The 15,229-nt window shown below is 73.5% G+C and carries 15 protein-coding genes; 4 read left to right on the top strand and 11 right to left on the bottom strand.

Translation table 11 applies throughout. The features are described 5' to 3' along the window. Positions 1-65: 65 nt before the first annotated feature. From H9624_RS00875 to H9624_RS00860, 4 genes are all read left to right on the top strand, one after another. Entirely contained in the window at positions 66-290 is a 225-nt protein-coding gene (locus tag H9624_RS00875; protein ID WP_251305076.1) for an RNA-binding S4 domain-containing protein, read from the top strand. A 98-nt stretch (positions 291-388) separates the two neighbouring features. Then, positions 389-961 carry a biotin transporter BioY gene (locus tag H9624_RS00870; protein ID WP_251838027.1) on the top strand — a complete coding sequence of 191 codons (573 nt, stop codon included), beginning with the start codon at positions 389-391 and terminating at the stop codon, positions 959-961. Positions 962-984: 23 nt separating this feature from the next. Next, the gene (locus tag H9624_RS00865) at positions 985-1,656 is read left to right on the top strand and encodes a hypothetical protein (protein ID WP_251838026.1); all 672 of its coding nucleotides are present in this window, start codon (positions 985-987) and stop codon (positions 1,654-1,656) included. Positions 1,657-1,739: 83 nt separating this feature from the next. Continuing rightward, positions 1,740-2,600: an amino acid-binding protein gene (locus tag H9624_RS00860; protein ID WP_251838025.1), complete on the top strand. Its 861-nt coding sequence runs from the start codon at positions 1,740-1,742 to the stop codon at positions 2,598-2,600. An 18-nt stretch (positions 2,601-2,618) separates the two neighbouring features. Here H9624_RS00860 and dnaE read toward each other — a convergent pair whose 3' ends face one another. The 11 genes from dnaE to H9624_RS00805 form a co-directional block, all read right to left on the bottom strand. Continuing rightward, positions 2,619-6,185, bottom strand: a complete 3,567-nt coding sequence (gene dnaE, locus H9624_RS00855) for a DNA polymerase III subunit alpha (RefSeq protein ID WP_251838024.1) — start codon at positions 6,183-6,185, stop codon at positions 2,619-2,621. Positions 6,186-6,347: 162 nt separating this feature from the next. Beyond that, a complete protein-coding gene (locus H9624_RS00850; RefSeq protein WP_251838023.1) occupies positions 6,348-7,529 on the bottom strand; it encodes an FAD-dependent monooxygenase in 1,182 nt (393 codons plus the stop codon). A gap of 122 nt (positions 7,530-7,651) precedes the next feature. After that, positions 7,652-8,734, bottom strand: coding sequence for a flavin-containing monooxygenase (locus tag H9624_RS00845; protein WP_251838022.1), 1,083 nt, complete (start codon positions 8,732-8,734; stop codon positions 7,652-7,654). A 125-nt stretch (positions 8,735-8,859) separates the two neighbouring features. Then, the gene (locus H9624_RS16760; protein ID WP_251838021.1) at positions 8,860-10,458 is read right to left on the bottom strand and encodes a LuxR C-terminal-related transcriptional regulator; all 1,599 of its coding nucleotides are present in this window, start codon (positions 10,456-10,458) and stop codon (positions 8,860-8,862) included. Positions 10,459-10,499: 41 nt separating this feature from the next. Continuing rightward, positions 10,500-10,973 (bottom strand): GNAT family N-acetyltransferase, encoded by a 474-nt coding sequence (locus H9624_RS00835; protein ID WP_251838020.1) that lies wholly within the window; start codon positions 10,971-10,973, stop codon positions 10,500-10,502. Further along, a complete protein-coding gene (locus tag H9624_RS00830; protein ID WP_251838019.1) occupies positions 10,970-11,896 on the bottom strand; it encodes an RluA family pseudouridine synthase in 927 nt (308 codons plus the stop codon). Before H9624_RS00830 ends, H9624_RS00835 begins: the two co-directional genes overlap by 4 nt. After that, the gene (gene lspA, locus H9624_RS16755; RefSeq protein ID WP_307784906.1) at positions 11,889-12,749 is read right to left on the bottom strand and encodes a signal peptidase II; all 861 of its coding nucleotides are present in this window, start codon (positions 12,747-12,749) and stop codon (positions 11,889-11,891) included. The genes H9624_RS00830 and lspA overlap by 8 nt, the downstream gene beginning before the upstream one ends. 64 nt (positions 12,750-12,813) lie before the next feature. After that, entirely contained in the window at positions 12,814-13,509 is a 696-nt protein-coding gene (locus tag H9624_RS00820) for a DivIVA domain-containing protein (RefSeq protein ID WP_251838018.1), read from the bottom strand. Positions 13,510-13,616: 107 nt separating this feature from the next. Continuing rightward, entirely contained in the window at positions 13,617-13,910 is a 294-nt protein-coding gene (locus tag H9624_RS00815) for a YggT family protein (RefSeq protein ID WP_251838017.1), read from the bottom strand. A 3-nt stretch (positions 13,911-13,913) separates the two neighbouring features. Further along, positions 13,914-14,387 carry a cell division protein SepF gene (locus H9624_RS00810; protein ID WP_251838016.1) on the bottom strand — a complete coding sequence of 158 codons (474 nt, stop codon included), beginning with the start codon at positions 14,385-14,387 and terminating at the stop codon, positions 13,914-13,916. A 124-nt stretch (positions 14,388-14,511) separates the two neighbouring features. Next, a partial coding sequence (locus tag H9624_RS00805; RefSeq protein ID WP_251838015.1) for a purine nucleoside phosphorylase YfiH/LACC1 family protein occupies positions 14,512-15,229 on the bottom strand: 718 nt, incomplete at its 5' end.

Raw genomic sequence — 15,229 nt, 5'->3', positions numbered from 1 at the left:
ATCGTATGCCGCCCAGCAGGGCGCGGCGGGGGCCGTCCAGCCGACGACAGGGCATGATCGGTGCCATGGAAGCGCAGCACGTCGTGCCCGTCGAGGGGGAGATCCGGCTCGGCCAGTTCCTCAAGCTCGCCTCGCTCGCCGAGTCCGGGGCCCACGCCCGCGAGCTCATCGCCGACGGCGAGGTGAGCGTCGACGGCGTCGTGGAGACCCGCCGGGGACGCCAGCTCGCCTCCGGTGCACGCGTCGAGGTGAGCACGCCCGGCGGGGTGCTCGTCGCCGTCGTCGGCTGACCGCTACAGACCCGCCGCCCCGAATCTGTGCGGGTCCGCACCCCGCCCCCCGCCTGCCACTCGTTAGCGTGGCCGGTGTTCCCCACGAGAGGTATGCCATGACCACGACCACCCCCGCCGCCGTCCTCGCCGACTCGCTGCCCGCCGGGCTCGTCCGCGACGCGTCCCTCGTCGCCGGCGGCGCCGTCGTCACCGGCGTGCTGTCCCAGGTGGTCCTGCCGCTGCCCTTCACCCCGGTGCCGCTGTCGCTCGGCACCTTCGCCGTCCTCCTCGTGGGGGCCTCGCTCGGGCCGGTGCGCGGGACGCTGAGCATGCTGCTCTACCTCGTCGCCGGGGTGGCCGGCGTGCCGTGGTTCGCCGAGCAGTCGGCGGGGTGGCACACCGCCTCCTTCGGCTACGTCATCGGCTACGTCCTCGCCGCCGGCATCGTCGGGGCGCTCGCCCGCCGCCGCGCGGACCGCAGCCCGCTGTCGATGGCCGGCGCCGCCGTCCTGGCCACCCTCGCCGTCTACGCCGGTGGCGTGCCGTGGCTCATGGTGAGCCTCGGCGTCGGCCTCGGGGAGGCGCTCGTCCTCGGCGTGCTGCCCTTCCTCCTCGGCGACGTCCTCAAGGCAGCGGCCGCCGCCGGGCTGCTGCCCGCCGCCTGGCGTCTCCTGCGCCGCAAGGGCTGAGCGGGCCCCAGGTTGGTCGGGCCATGACCCGGGTCGCGCTCCTTGGGAGCGTGTTCCTGCCCGCCTCCGTCCTCGAGCCGCTCGCCAGTGAGCTCGGACGTCTCGGGTCACCGGCCTCGGTGATCGGGGTGGAGCCTGCTCCGGGCCCGGAGCAGGTCCTCGCCGCGTACGCCAACGCTCTCGGCACCCGGCGCTGGGACGTCGTCGTCGCCCACTCCAACGCCGGGCTCTACGTCCCCGCCCTCACCGGGACGCCGGGCGTGGGGCGGGCCGTCTTCATGGACGCCGGGCTGCCCGCGACCGCCGGCGGCGCCCACGACGTCGCACCGGCGTCGCTCCGCGAGGCGCTCGGGCCCGTCGCGGAGGACGGGCTGCTCCCCCGCTGGACCGACTGGTGGCCGGAGGAGGACGTCCGCGCGCTCTTCCCCGACGCCGCGACCCACCGCGAGGTCCGCGCCGCGACGCCGCGTGTGCCCGCGGCCTATCTCCGCGGCACCGTCCCTGTCCCCGCGGGGTGGACAGCCGCCCTGCGCGGTGCCTGCCTCACCTTCGGTGACACCTACGCGGCCGAGCGGAGGCGCGCGCAGTGGCTGGGCTGGCCCGTGCGCACCCTGCCGCTGGGCCATCTCGGCTTCCTCACCGACCCCGCGGGCGTCGCGCGCGCCGTCCACGAGCTGGTGACGGCGACCGGCTGAGCCCGCCGGGCCGGCCTGAACTATTCACACGGCTGTATCCCCGCCGAAACGTCCCCGGAACGGGGGTCGGCCAGCCTGGGGGCATGGACAAGCACGGGGACCCGACGGACACGCTGGCCTGCGAGGTGTGCGGGCGGCTGCCCGAGCCACGCAAGGCACGCCGGACGGCCGCGACCGTCCTGGCCATGCTCCCGCTCGAGCTGGCGGTGCACGCCGCCGTCGTGGCCAGCGACCTCCCGCTCCTCACCAAGGTGCTCGTGCTCACGGTGACGGCCACCGCCCTGGCCGTGTGGGTCGCCGAACCCTCGGTGACCCGGCTGCTGCGGCGCTGGCTGCACGGGCCGATCCTGCGCGAGCGGCGACGCCTCGACGCCGCCGGCTCGCTGTGGCGGCTGCGGACGACGGTGCGGGACACCCCCGGCAGCCTCGAGGCCATCACCCGGCAGCTGCGACTGCTCGACGGCAACATCCTCGGCGTGCAGGTCCAGCCCGGTGCCGACGGGGCGGTCGACGAGTTCGTCGTCGACGTCCCGGAGGAGATCACCGCGCGGGACCTCGTCGAGGCCGTCGAGGACGGCGGGGGCCGCGCCGTCCAGGCGTGGCCGACCACCGCCCTGGCCCTGGTCGACAACCCGACCCGGGCGCTGTGCACCGCCCTGCGCGTCGCGGAGGCCCCGCACGAGCTTCCCGAGGCCGTCGCCGACTTCCTCGGTGCCGAGGTGGTCGACGGCGGGCCCGGCGACCCGGCCTCCCACCTGTCGGGCGACGCCACACGGATCAAGATCCACGCCGGCTGGCGCGGAGCGGTCGTGCTCGCCCGGCCGGGTCAGCCGTTCACGCTCGCCGAGTCGGCCCGGGCGCACCGCCTCGCCGAGCTCGCCGAGCTCGTCGACGGCGTCCGGCTCACGGGCCTGGGCGGGGCCACCTCCCACGCCGAGGGCTGAGCCCCCGAGGCCGGACCGCTAGACGAGGCAGCCCGGGCCGAGGAGCGTCTTGAGGTCACCGAACAGCGCCGTGGAGGGCTCGACGCGGAAGGAGTCCTCCAGGCGCATCGTCGTCGACCGGCCGGGGCTGGTGAGCCGCAGCCGCACCTCCGAGCTGCCGGGGTGGTCGGTGAGGATCCCCTTGAGCCGCTCGACGAGCGGCGCGGTGCACCGGTTGGCGGCGAGCGTGAGCTGGACCGGCCCGTCGGTGGCCTGGGAGACGTCCGGCAGGGTCATCTCGGCGGCGTAGATCGTCGGGATGTCGTCGCGCCGGTTGAGGCGGCCACGCACCGTGATGATCGAGTCGTCGGCGAGCATCGTCGAGACCGTCGAGTAGGTCTGCGGGAAGAACAGCACCTCGATCGCGCCCTCGAGGTCCTCGACGGTGGCGATCGCCCACGGGTTGCCGTTCTTCGTCATCTTCCGCTGCAGGGAGGTGACGAGGCCGGCGATGGTGACGTTGGAGCCGTCTGGACGGGTCTCGTCGGTGAGCAGCGTGGCGATCGAGACGTCCGCGGCGCGCTGGAGCACGTGCTCGAGCCCGAACAGCGGGTGGTCCGAGACGTACAGGCCGAGCATCTGGCGCTCGAAGGTGAGCTTCTCCGGCTTGTCCCACTCGGGCAGGTCGGGGATGTCGATGGTGAAGCCGGCACCGCCCGCCCCGCCGTCGCCGCCGAGGCCCGCGAAGAGGTCGAACTGGCCGACCGCCTCGTTGCGCTTGACGTCGATGACCATGTCGATGGCCTCCTCGTGGCGGGCGAGGAGAGCGCGGCGGGTGTGGCCCAGGGAGTCGAAGGCCCCGGCCTTGATGAGCGACTCGATGGTGCGCTTGTTGCACACGACCGCGGGCACCTTGTCGAGGAAGTCGGTGAAGGAGGTGTACTCCCCCTTCTCCTCGCGGGTGGAGATGATCGCCTCGACGACGTTCGCCCCGACGTTGCGCACCGCGGCGAGGCCGAAACGGATCTCCTCCCCGACGGCCGCGAAGGAGCCCACCGAGGTGTTGACGTCCGGAGACAGCACGCTGATGCCCATGTGGCGGGCCTCGCCGAGGTACAGCCCCAGGCGGTCCTTGTTCACCTGCGTGGAGGTGAGCAGGGCGGCCATGAACTCCGTGGGGAAGTTCGCCTTCAGGTACGCGGTCCAGTAGGAGATGATCCCGTACGCCGCCGAGTGCGCCTTGTTGAAGGCGTAGTCGGAGAAGGGCAGGAGGATGTCCCACAGCGTCTTGACCGCGGCCGGGGAGTAGCCACGCTCGAGCATGCCGGCCTCGAAGCTGGCGAACTGCTTGTCCAGCTCGGCCTTCTTCTTCTTGCCCATGGCGCGGCGCAGCAGGTCGGCCTGGCCGAGCGTGTACCCGGCGACCTTCTGCGCGATCGCCATCACCTGCTCCTGGTAGACGATCAGGCCGTAGGTGGTGCCGAGGATCTCGGCGAGCGGCTCCTCGAGCTCGGGGTGGATCGGCTCGATCGCCTGCTGGCCGGTCTTGCGCAGCGCGTAGTTCGTGTGGGAGTTCGCGCCCATCGGGCCGGGCCGGTAGAGCGCGCCGACGGCGGAGATGTCCTCGAAGTTGTCGGGGCGCATGAGACGCAGCAGGGTCCGCATGCCGGCGCCGTCGAGCTGGAACACGCCCAGGGTGTCTCCGCGGCCGAGCATGGCGTAGGTGAGGGGGTCGTCCAGCGGGAGGCGCTCGAGGTCGGGGACCTCCTTGCCGTTGCGCTCGATGTTCTCCAGGGCGTCGTCGATGACGGTGAGGTTGCGCAGCCCGAGGAAGTCCATCTTGAGCAGCCCGAGGTTCTCGCACTGCGGGTAGTCGAACTGCGTGATGATCGCGCCGTCCTGCGGGCGCAGCATGACCGGGATGACGTCCTGGAGCGGCTCGCTGGACATGATGACGGCGCAGGCGTGCACGCCCCACTGCCGCTTGATGCCCTCCAGGCCCTGCGCGGTCTCGACGACGGCCTGCGCGTCCGGGTCCGCGGCGTGGAGCTGGCGGAACTCCTCGGCCTCGGCGTAGCGCTTGTCGCGCGGGTCGAAGATGCCGGCGAGGGTGATGTCCTTGCCCATGACCGACGGCGGCATGGCCTTGGTGAGCTTCTCCCCCATCTGGAAGGGGAAGTCCAGGACGCGCGCGGAGTCCTTGAGGGCCTGCTTGGCCTTGATGGTGCCGTAGGTGACGACCTGGGCGACGCGGTCGTCGCCGTACTTCTCGGTGACGTAGCGGATGACCTCACCGCGCCGGCGCTCGTCGAAGTCGACGTCGAAGTCGGGCATCGAGACGCGGTCGGGGTTGAGGAAGCGCTCGAAGATGAGGCCGTGGACGAGGGGGTCGAGGTCGGTGATGCGCAGCGCGTAGGCGACCATCGAGCCGGCGCCGGAGCCACGGCCCGGCCCCACGCGGATGCCCTGGGACTTGGCCCAGTTGATGAAGTCGGCGACGACGAGGAAGTAGCCGGGGAAGCCCATCTGGGTGATGACCTCGACCTCGTACCGCGCCTGCTTCTCGACGTGGTCGGGCACGCCCTCGGGGTAGCGGTACTTCAGTCCCTTCTCGACCTCCTTGACGAACCACGAGTGCTCGTCCTCCCCCGCGGGCACGGGGAAGCGCGGCATGTAGTTCGCGCCGTCGGCGGAGGTGCGGAAGGTGACGTCGCACTGCTCGGCGACGAGGAGGGTGTTGTCGCAGGCCTCGGGCAGGTCACGGAAGACCTCGCGCATCTCGGCGGCCGGGCGCAGGTAGTAGGTGTCCCCGGTGAAGGCGAAACGGCTGCCGCCCTGGTCGTAGCTCGGCTCGGTGAGCTTGCTGCCCGACTGCAGGGCGAGCATGACCTCGTGGGTGCGCGCGTCGTCCGGGCGGGTGTAGTGGGAGTCGTTGGTGGCCAGGAGCGGCGCACCGATGTCCTTGGACAGGCGCAGGAGGTCGCTCGTCACGCGGCGCTCGATGTCCAGGCCGTGGTCCATGAGCTCGACGTAGTAGTTCTCGCGGCCGAAGATGTCCTGCAGCTCGCGGGCGGCGCGCAGCGCCTCGTCGTACTGGCCGAGGCGGATGCGGGTCTGCACCTCGCCCGACGGGCAGCCGGTGGTGGCGATGAGGCCCTCGGCGTGGGTCTCGATGAGCTCGCGGTCCATCCGCGGCCACTTGCCCATCTGGCCCTCGATGGAGGCGCGCGAGCCGAGCCGGAAGAGGTTGTTCATCCCCCGGTTGTTCTTGGCCAGCAGGGTCATGTGCGTGTAGGAGCCGCGGGCTGAGACGTCGTCCTTGGCCTGGTGCTCCTCGCCCCAGCGCACCCGGGACTTGTCGAAGCGCGAGGTGCCCGGCGTCACGTAGGCCTCGAGCCCGATGATGGGCTTGACGCCGTGCTTCTGGGCGCTGGACCAGAAGTCGAAGGCCCCGAAGAGGTAGCCGTGGTCGGTGATCGCCAGGGCGGGCTGGCCCATCCGGGCGGCCTCGCCCAGCAGCTCGTCGACCTTGGAGGCACCGTCGAGCATCGAGTACTCGGTGTGCACGTGGAGGTGGGTGAAGTTGTCAGATCCTCCAGCAGCCATGCTCGCCAGTCTAGGTCGCGGGACCGACACGGCCGGCCACCTCGGGGCGAGATCCAGGTCGCTCGGCGTGTCGCCGTCCGCCGACGCCGTGCCCGGCGTGAGGCAGCCACGACGACGTCCGCGGCGGCCCCGCGGCACGTCTCCGCCGCCCCGCCGGGCGGGTCAGGACTCGACCAGCTCCGGCTCCCAGTGGGCGAACCGCGCGAGCGACGACAGCGCAGCAGTGGCGGGCGTGGCGCGCACCATCAGGTCACGCACCGCGACGAGCGGCGCGGACCGCAGCTCGTGCCCGAAGCGGCCGCTCCAGCGGGAGGCCCTCGCCACCGCCTGCGACCGCGGCCGCCGGGTGCGGTTGTAGACGCGGAGCGCGGCCGGGACGTCACCCTCGTACCGGGCCACCGCGCGTCCGAGCACGACGGCGTCCTCCAGCGCCTGCGCCGCGCCCTGCCCGAGGTTCGGTGTCATGGCGTGGGCGGCGTCCCCGAGGAGAGCGGCAGCGCCGGTGACGTAGCTGGGCAGTGGCACGGCGAGGTGCTGCAGGTCGTGGCGCAGCACGGCGCCCGGCTCGGCGGCGGCGAGCAGCTCGGGGATCGGGGCGTGCCAGCCGGCGAAGCGCCTGCGCAGGTGGCCGACCTCGTCCGCGAACCGGTGCCCGACGGGCGCGCCGGCGACCGCCGCGAACCAGTAGACCCGCCCGTCCACCAGGGGCACCGTGCCGAACTCCGTGCCCGGGCCCCAGGTGACGGCACCGACGAGGTCGAGCGGCCACCTGTCCGCGGTCACCGAGCGCCAGGCCGTCACGCCCGTGTGGGCCGGACCCGGGTGGTCGGGCCAGAGCGTGCGACGCACGGCCGACCTGATGCCGTCGGCCCCGACGACGAGGTCCGCCGTGAGCGTGTGCCGCTCGCCGTCACGGACGAAGGTCACCGACGCGGGCGGTCCGGCGGTGACGTCGAGGACCTCGGCCCCCGTGACGAGCGCGCCGGCGGGCAGCGCCTCACGGAGCACGCGGTGCAGCTGCTCCCGGTGGATCCCGACGACCGAGGTGCCGAGCTCCCGCTTCAGGGCGGCGCCGTCGACCCGCGCGAGCCAGCGTCCTGACGGGTCCCGCAGCCCGCCCCCGCCCTGCGGCGCGGCGGCGGCGCGGACGGCGTCGGCGAGGCCGAGCTCGCGCAGCGCCCGCTGCCCGTTCGCCATGATCGTGAGCCCTGCTCCGATCTCCCCGCCCTCGGCGGCGCGTTCGAGCACGGTGACGTCCCAGCCCGCCTGACCCAGCGCGCTAGCTGCGGCGAGCCCGCCGATGCCGCCGCCGATGACGACCCCGGTGCGTCCACGACCGACCACGACGACTCCTCTCGGCGTTCAAACCGCCGGCGAGCCTGCCACCGGTGCGGACATCATGCCGCAGCCGGGCGGCGTCGAACGCGATCTCCCTGTCGTGGCGGCGGGCGACCGACCGCGCCCGGTCACGGGCGGACGGACGCCCCGGCACCGACGGCTCTGCGCGCGATGTCGCCCACCACCAGCTCGGCGTCCAGGACGACGCCGAGGGCGTTGTGGGAGGAGAACCGGTGCTGGAACAGCTGACCGAGGACGTAGAGCCCCGGCTGACCGGTGACGGCGCCGCGGTCGTTGTCGAGGAAGCCGGAGGAGTCGAGCCCGGGCAGCTCGAGCCAGCCGTGCCCGGGGAGGAAGCCGGTGGCCCACACGACGTTGGCGACGTCGAGCACGTCGCCGTCCGCGGTGACCGGCAAGCCGTCGGTGACGTCCACGACGCGCCCGGCCCGGCGGACGCCCGCGGCGTCCAGGTCCCACGGCTTGACCCGGATGAGGGGTGCGCCGCGGCCGGCGAGCACCTTCTCCCGCGACCTCCGGCCGGGAGGAGTCTCCCGCGTGAGGACGTGGTTCCAGGTGAGGGCGATGAGGGGAAAGACGGCGAGCATCGCCCGGGACTCGATGCGGAGCGGGATGTGCCCCGGGTGGCGTCCGCACAGCACCACCTCGTGGGTGGCCGCGAGCTCGAGCGCGAGGTCTGCGCCGGAGTTGGCGGCACCGACGACGGCGACGCCACCCGGCTGCAGCTGGGAGGGGTTGCGGTAGTCGGCCGAGTGCAGCTGCACGATCCGGGAGGAGAGGCGCTCGGCTACGGACGGGACGTTGGGGACACGCTCGGCCCCGGTCGCCAGGACGACGTTGGCGGCGGTGAAGGAGGCCGCACCAGCGGTCACCTGGAACCGCTCCCCGTCCCGGAAGACGCCGTCGACGGCGACGCCCGTGCGGACGTCCAGACCGACCCGCTCGGCGTACGCACTGAGGTACTCGGCCACCTGTGCGCCGGCCGGGAACATCTCCCCGCGCGGGAACGGCACACCGGGCAGCCCGATGCTGGGCGCAGGGGTGAACACCCGCATGCTGTCCCAGCGGTGGTTCCACGCCCCACCGACACGGTCGTCGGCCTCGAGGATCGTGACGGGCAGCCCGCGGCGGGCAAGGTGGTAGCCGGCGGCAAGGCCCGCCTGTCCGGCACCGATGACGATCGTGTGGTCCATGGTCTGCTCCCTCGGTCGGTCCTACGGCCGGAACGCTACGGAGGGGACCGGTCGCGCCACATCGGTGAGACCACCCACCCGTGGCCGACGGTGCACGTGGGTACCGTCGCCGCGTGGGGCGCCCGTCAGAGCAGCTGTCGGGCGGCCGCTCGGGCCGTGGCCGCCGCCCGGCTGGAGACGTCGAGCTTTGTGAGGATGTTGCTCACGTGCCGGTCGACGGTGCGCTCGCTGAGGACGAGACGCTCGGCGATGGCACGGTTGGTGGCACCGGTCGCGACGAGCCGCAGCACCTCGACCTCACGCGCGCTCAGCACCTCCCGGGCGCGGCGGTCCAGCGCCTCGAGATCCGGCAGGGCGCCGAGGCTCGTGAAGATCTGCCGGGCGGTGTCCCGTTCCCGCTCGGCAGACTCGACGTCACCGAGGGCGTGCCAGGCCGCCGCCAGGAGTGCTCTGCTCCGGGCCTCCTCGTACGGCGCCGCGACGCGCAGCCACGTCGCGAGCGCGCGGGCCAACGGTGCACCGGCCTCCTCGGGACGACCGGCCGACAGGGCGAGGCGGCCCTGCGCCTGAGCGGCGGCCGCGCGGACGAGGTCACTGTCCTGCCGTTCGGCGAGGGCCGCCAGCTCCTCGGCCAGCGATCGCGCCCCGGACTCGTCACGCACGGCGAGAAGGACCTCGACGGCCGCGGCCAGCAGCGGCACGCGCCGGGCGACCGTGCTCGTCTCGGCCAGCGCCCGGCGCACCATGGCGGCCGCCGCCTGCGTGCTTCCCCGGGCGAGACGCAGGAGGGCGAGGCCCGGCTGCGGCTCCCACCCGCCGCGGGCGGCCGTGGCGTACGCCGCGTCCGCATCACCCCACCGGCCCTGGAGGCGCGCGAGGTCACCGCGCACGGACGCGGCGAGTGCGGCGGAGGTGCGGTCGACGTCGTCGTCCAGGCCGACGAGCAGCGCGTCGGCCGCGTCCCACTCCCCCACGAGCTCGAGGAGCTCGGCGCGCCGGACCCGGCACTCCCCGACGAACCCCGCCATCTCGGGCTGGGTGGCGCACCAGCCGGCCATGGCGTCGGTCCACTCGTGGGCGCGGCCGATGTCGTAGATCTCCCAGCAGCCGGCGATCACACCGCAGTAGACGATCCCGGTGACCATCGAGGACACCCGGTCGGCGGTGACGACGACCATCGCCTCGTCGAGGAGCGCACCACCCTCCTGGACGAGGCCTGCGGCGAGACGGACGATCCCGGCCTGGTGGAGGGCGAGGGCGGCGAGGTCGGCGTCGGCGGACCCGCGGGCCGCGCGTGCGGCCGCGGCAGCCAGGCGGGCCGCCGCGTCGAGGTCGCCGCTGCCCGCGGCGGGGAAGGACCGCGCCAGGAGGAGGTAGCCCGCGATGCGGTCGTCACCTCCCTGCGAGGCCAGATGCTCGAACCGCTGCAGCCAACCGGTGCCGTGGGCGACGTCCCCGTCGTGGAGGTGCTGTGCCGCGATCCAGAACGAGCTCAGCGCTGCTGCGGCGTGGTCGCCGCTGTCGAGGTGCCGCTGGTAGGCCAGCTCCCGGGCGGCGAAGTACTCGTCCATCCGGTGGAGCAGGTGGGCGCACTCCGCCATCTGGTCCAGGTCTCGCGGGTGGAGCGGCCCGGTGCGCTCGGCCTCGCGGAACGCGGCGAAGGCCGTGGCCCACCGCCGGTCGGTGTGCGCCGACCGGGCGCGGGCGAGGGCGTCGCTGCTCACCTCCCCAGTATGGCGCGGTGGCGGGCTGACGCGGCGCCGCGTCAGCCGCGCGTGAGCGTGCGGGCCATGTCCTGGTGCCAGATGTCGGCGTCGAGGTACCGCTCGCCGGACACGACGGAGAAGCCCAGCCGCTCGTAGAAGCCCATCGCCGACTCCTGGGCGCTGAGCACGACCTCGACGGCGGGCGGCTCGCCCGCGACGTGCCGCTCGAGGGCGAGGTCGACCAGTGCGGTGACGAGCCGTGCGCCCACCCCGCGGCCGCGTGCGGCGGCGTGCACGGCCAGGCGCCCGAGGTGGACGTGGCCCGGGGCGTCGAGGAGCAGCCGCCCCGTGCCGAGCACCTCGCCGGTGGTCCCGTCGACGGCGAGGACGTGGGTGGTCGTGGGGGCCTCGTCGAGCTCGTCGACCTCGATGTCCGCCGGCACGCCCTGCTCGTCGACGAAGACGGCGAAGCGCACCGCCCACGCGGCCTCGAGCTCGGCGCGGGTGGCGACGGTGCGGACCTCGACGCTCACCGGCGCCCCTCGCGCACCATCTCCAGCGCCCCCGCGAGGTCCTGCGGGTACTCGCTCGTGACGACGAGCGGGCGGCCGTCGCGCGGGTGCGCAAAGCCGAGACGCACGGCGTGCAGCCACTGCCGCGTCAGCCCCAGCCGCTGGGCGAGGACGGGGTCGGCGCCGTACGTCGTGTCCCCCAGGCAGGGGTGGCGGACCGCGGAGGTGTGGACGCGGATCTGGTGGGTGCGACCGGTCTCGAGGTGGATCTCGAGCAGGGACGCCCCGGACATCGCCTCGAGCGTCTCGTAGTGGGTGACGGCGGGCTTGCCGTCGGCGACGACGGCGAAGCGGTAGTCGTGCCGCGGGTCGCGGCCCACGGGCGCGTCGATCGTCCCGGCGAAAGGGTCCATGTGGCCCTGGACCAGGGCGTGGTAGACCTTCTCGACCGTGCGCTCCTTGAAGGCGCGCTTGAGGACGGTGTACGCGAGCTCGGACTTGGCCACGACCATGAGGCCGGACGTGCCGACGTCGAGCCGGTGGACGATGCCCTGCCGCTCGGCCGCCCCGGACGTCGAGACGCGGTACCCGGCGGCGTGGAGGCTGCCGACGACGGTGGGGCCCTGCCAGCCCGGGCTGCCGTGGGCGGCCACCCCGACGGGCTTGTCCACGACGACGACGTCGTCGTCCTCGTAGGCGATCCTCAGGCCGGCGACCGGCGCGGGCGGCGGTGCCGACGGCGCGTCGGGCAGGGTGACCTCGAGCCACCCGCCGGCCACGAGCCGGTCGGACTTGGCCAGGGTGCGGCCGTCGAGCACGACCCCGCCCTCGGTGGCCAGCTCCGCGGCGCGGGTGCGGGACAGGCCCAGCAGCCGTGACAGGGCGGCGTCGACCCGCTCGCCGGCGAGGCCGTCGGGGACGGGCAGGGAGCGCGTCTCAGGCATCGTCGTCGGACGTGGCGAGGCGGATCTCGCGGCGGCTGCGCGGGCGGCGCCGGGAGGTGGGGCCGGAGCCCTCCCCGGGCGTCGTCGCCTCGTCGGCCGGCTGCGTGTCCGCGGCCGGCCGCACCGCGGACCACGTGGGTGTCACCGGGGCGGGAGCCGGTACGTCACCGCGCGGCGAGGGGGTGGTGGGCGCGGAGCCCGCCCCGCTCACCCAGGTGGCGACGTCGACGCCGTCGTCGTCGGTGGCGCGCGGCACCTCCGGGGAGAAGTCGCTCTCCTCGACGAGCGGCTCCTCGCTCACCGGCTCGGCGTCGTCGTCGGCGGGTGCGACGTCGTCGTCCTCCCGGTGGCTGACGGTGCGGGTGCCGTCGACCTCGATGCCGAGCAGCGCGAGGAGGGCGATGAGGATGGCGGCGAGCACGATGGCGATGTCGGCGACGTTGCCGACGAACCAGCCGTTGTAGTTGATGAAGTCGACGACGTGGCCGCGCGCGAAGCCGGGCTCGCGCAGCAGCCGGTCGTAGAGGTTGCCGACCGCCCCACCGAGGAGCATGCCCAGCGCCAGTGCCCAGGCACCCGAGCGGAGACGGCGGGAGACCCGCAGCACGACGGCGATGACGACGACCATGATGATCGTGAAGACCCACGTCATCCCGGTCCCGAGGGAGAAGGCCGCCCCGGGGTTGTAGATGAGCTGCCAGCCGAGGAGGTCACCGACGAGGGGGACGTACACGCCCTGGGTCAGCCGCTCCTCGGCGAGGTACTTCGTCGCCTGGTCGATGCCGGCGATGCCGAGGGCCAGGGCGACGAGGAGGATGACCATCCCGCGTCGGCCCCGCTGCTGCTGGGTCATGCGTTCCCTTCCTTGACGTGCGACGACGGCGGCGGCCCCGTGGGCCGCCGCCGTCGTGTCACGCTCAGCGACCGAACTGTGCCGAGCCGGAGTCACCACGCCCGGAGACGTTGCCGCGACCCTCGACGTCGGAGAGGAGCGACTCGAGGTAGCTCTTCAGACGCGTGCGGTAGTCGCGCTCGAAGACCCGCAGCTCGTCGATCTTGCGCTCGAGGAGCGACCGCTCCTGCTCGAGCTGGGCGAGCGTGCGGTTGTGGGTGTCCTCGGCCTCGCGCACGATGCGCTCCGCCTCGGTGCGCGCCTCGTGGAGGATGCGCTCACCCTCCTGCTTGCCGTTGTTGACGTACTCGTCGTGCACGCGCTGCGCCAGGGCGAGCATGCCGGTGGCCGAGGTCGGCTCGTCGGCGTTCTCGGTGACGCTCTCGACCGGCGCGGGTGCGGCGGCCGCGGCGGGCGGCGCGAAGGAGGGCTGCGGCTCGGGCTCGGGCTCCGGCTCGGGCTCGGGCTCGGGCTCGGGCTCGGGCTGCGGCTCCGGCGCCACGGCGACGGCCGTGGGCTGCTCGCCGCTGCTCAGCTCGGCGACGCGGCGCTCAGCCGCGGCGAGCTTCGCCTTGAGCTCCTCGTTCTCACCGCTGAGCGTGCTCAGCGTGTTGACGACCTCGTCCAGGAAGTCGTCGACCTCGTCCTGGTCGTAGCCCTCCCGGAACTTCGTCGGCTGAAACTTCTTGTTCAGCACGTCGTCTGCTGTGAGCAGCGCCATAGTCGTCACCTCAGTAAGTCAGTCGTTCGGTCGTGAGCGTCGCGCGTCTCACGGGTCCACGTTAGCGGAACGTTACTAGAGCCAGCACGTCTCGGGGTTCACATGCGTCACGCGAGTGACAGGGAACCGGCCACGCGCATCGCGATGCTCACGCCCAGGAACAGGATGATGAAGCCCAGGTCGAGCGCCACCGGACCCAGTCGGAGCGGCGGGATGTAGCGGCGCAGCCAGTTCAGCGGCGGGTCGGTCAGCGTGTACACGAGCTCGGCGAGCACGAGGAGGATGCCCCGTGGCCGCCAGTCGCGGGAGAACACCTGCACCCAGTCCAGGACCAGCCGCCCGATGAGGACGACCAGGTAGAGGAGGAGCAGGAAGTAGACGATCGAGAAGACGAGTTGCACGTCTCAGCTCTGGTTGAACAGGCGGCCGGGGCCGGTCTCGGGCTGGCCCGAGTCGGTGGCGACCTCGACGCTCGCCGGGGAGAGCAGGAACACACGGTTGGTCACCCGCTCGATCGAGCCGTGCAGGCCGAAGACGAGGCCGGCGGAGAAGTCGACCATGCGCTTGGCCTCGGTCTCGCTCATGCCGGTGAGGTTCATGATGACGGGCGTGCCGTCGCGGAAGGCCTCGCCGATGACCCGCGCCTCGTTGTAGGTCGAGGGGTGCACCGTGCTGATCCGGCGCAGGTCGTGCTCGACGGGCTCCGGGGCGGGCACCACGCGCATGGGCGTGACCTGGGCCCGCGGCTCCTCGCGCTCGGGGCGGGCCTCGGGGGCCGCCGGCTCCTCGTGGCGGGGGACGTCGAGCTCGTCGACGTAGTCCCCCTCGTCCTCGGACAGTCCGAGGTACGCCATCGTCTTGCGCAGTGCTCCGGCCATGACTGCTCCCGTCTCGAGTTCTGCGATCACACCTCGTGCCGCTCCTTGTCGTGACGCTAGACCAGGGCCGTGCCCACTCCGCGCACCGAGGTGCGGCGTGTCGTCGCCGGGTTTTTGCGCGTTCTCAGGCGGGACGGACGACGCCGACGAAGCGGCCGGTGACGCCGTCGCGCCGGAAGGAGTAGAAGCGCTCGTCCTCGCGGGTGCACGCGTCCACGTGCTGCACGCGCCGGACGCCGCCCGCGGCGAGCTGGGCGAGCACGCCGGCGGGGATGTCGAGGGCGGGGGTGCCCCACGCCGTCGTGCCCGACGCGGCGGGGACGACGGCGGCCACCTCCTCCCGCAGCGCGGCCGGGACCTCGTAGCAGCGGCCGCAGATGCTCGGGCCGAGGGAGGCGTACAGCTCGGGGACGACGGCGCCCTCCGCGGCGAGCACCTCGAGGGTCGCCAGGACGACGCCGCTGGCGAGGCCCTGGCGGCCGACGTGGACGGCGGCGACGAGCGCGCCGTCGGGCGTCGCGAGGAGGAGCGGGACGCAGTCGGCGACCATGACGGCGACGGCGGGCGTGCGGGCCCCGCTGCGCCGTCCCACGAGGGCGTCGCACTCCCCCTGGGTGGTCCGCCCGGGGCTCGGCTCGCCGCGGACGGTGCGGACGCGGGCGGTGTGCCGCTGGCTCATCCAGGCGACGTGGGAGCCGACGTGACGGTCGAGGAGCTCGCGGTTGGCGAGGACGCGGTCCTCGTCGTCGTCCACGTGGAAGGCGAGGTTGAGCCCGCCGCTGCCGTCCGCGGCCGCGTACGGGCCGCAGGAGACGCCACCGGCGCGCGTGGTGAAGCCACCA

Origin of the sequence: Oceanitalea stevensii, assembly GCF_014837105.1 — a bacterium.
Lineage (GTDB): Bacteria > Actinomycetota > Actinomycetes > Actinomycetales > Actinomycetaceae > Oceanitalea > Oceanitalea stevensii.
This window is presented reverse-complemented; position numbering and strand designations above follow the sequence as displayed.

Bases quoted from the DNA above. Each gene is read 5' to 3' on its own strand.
- H9624_RS00830 (WP_251838019.1), bottom strand. From the start codon at position 11,896: ATGCCTGAGACGCGCTCCCTGCCCGTCCCCGACGGCCTCGCCGGCGAG.
- lspA (WP_307784906.1), bottom strand. From the start codon at position 12,749: ATGACCCAGCAGCAGCGGGGCCGACGCGGGATGGTCATCCTCCTCGTC.
- H9624_RS00845 (WP_251838022.1), bottom strand. From the start codon at position 8,734: ATGGACCACACGATCGTCATCGGTGCCGGACAGGCGGGCCTTGCCGCC.
- H9624_RS00820 (WP_251838018.1), bottom strand. From the start codon at position 13,509: ATGGCGCTGCTCACAGCAGACGACGTGCTGAACAAGAAGTTTCAGCCG.
- H9624_RS00860 (WP_251838025.1), top strand. From the start codon at position 1,740: ATGGACAAGCACGGGGACCCGACGGACACGCTGGCCTGCGAGGTGTGC.
- H9624_RS00875 (WP_251305076.1), top strand. From the start codon at position 66: ATGGAAGCGCAGCACGTCGTGCCCGTCGAGGGGGAGATCCGGCTCGGC.
- H9624_RS00810 (WP_251838016.1), bottom strand. From the start codon at position 14,387: ATGGCCGGAGCACTGCGCAAGACGATGGCGTACCTCGGACTGTCCGAG.
- H9624_RS00865 (WP_251838026.1), top strand. From the start codon at position 985: ATGACCCGGGTCGCGCTCCTTGGGAGCGTGTTCCTGCCCGCCTCCGTC.
- dnaE (WP_251838024.1), bottom strand. From the start codon at position 6,185: ATGGCTGCTGGAGGATCTGACAACTTCACCCACCTCCACGTGCACACC.
- H9624_RS00870 (WP_251838027.1), top strand. From the start codon at position 389: ATGACCACGACCACCCCCGCCGCCGTCCTCGCCGACTCGCTGCCCGCC.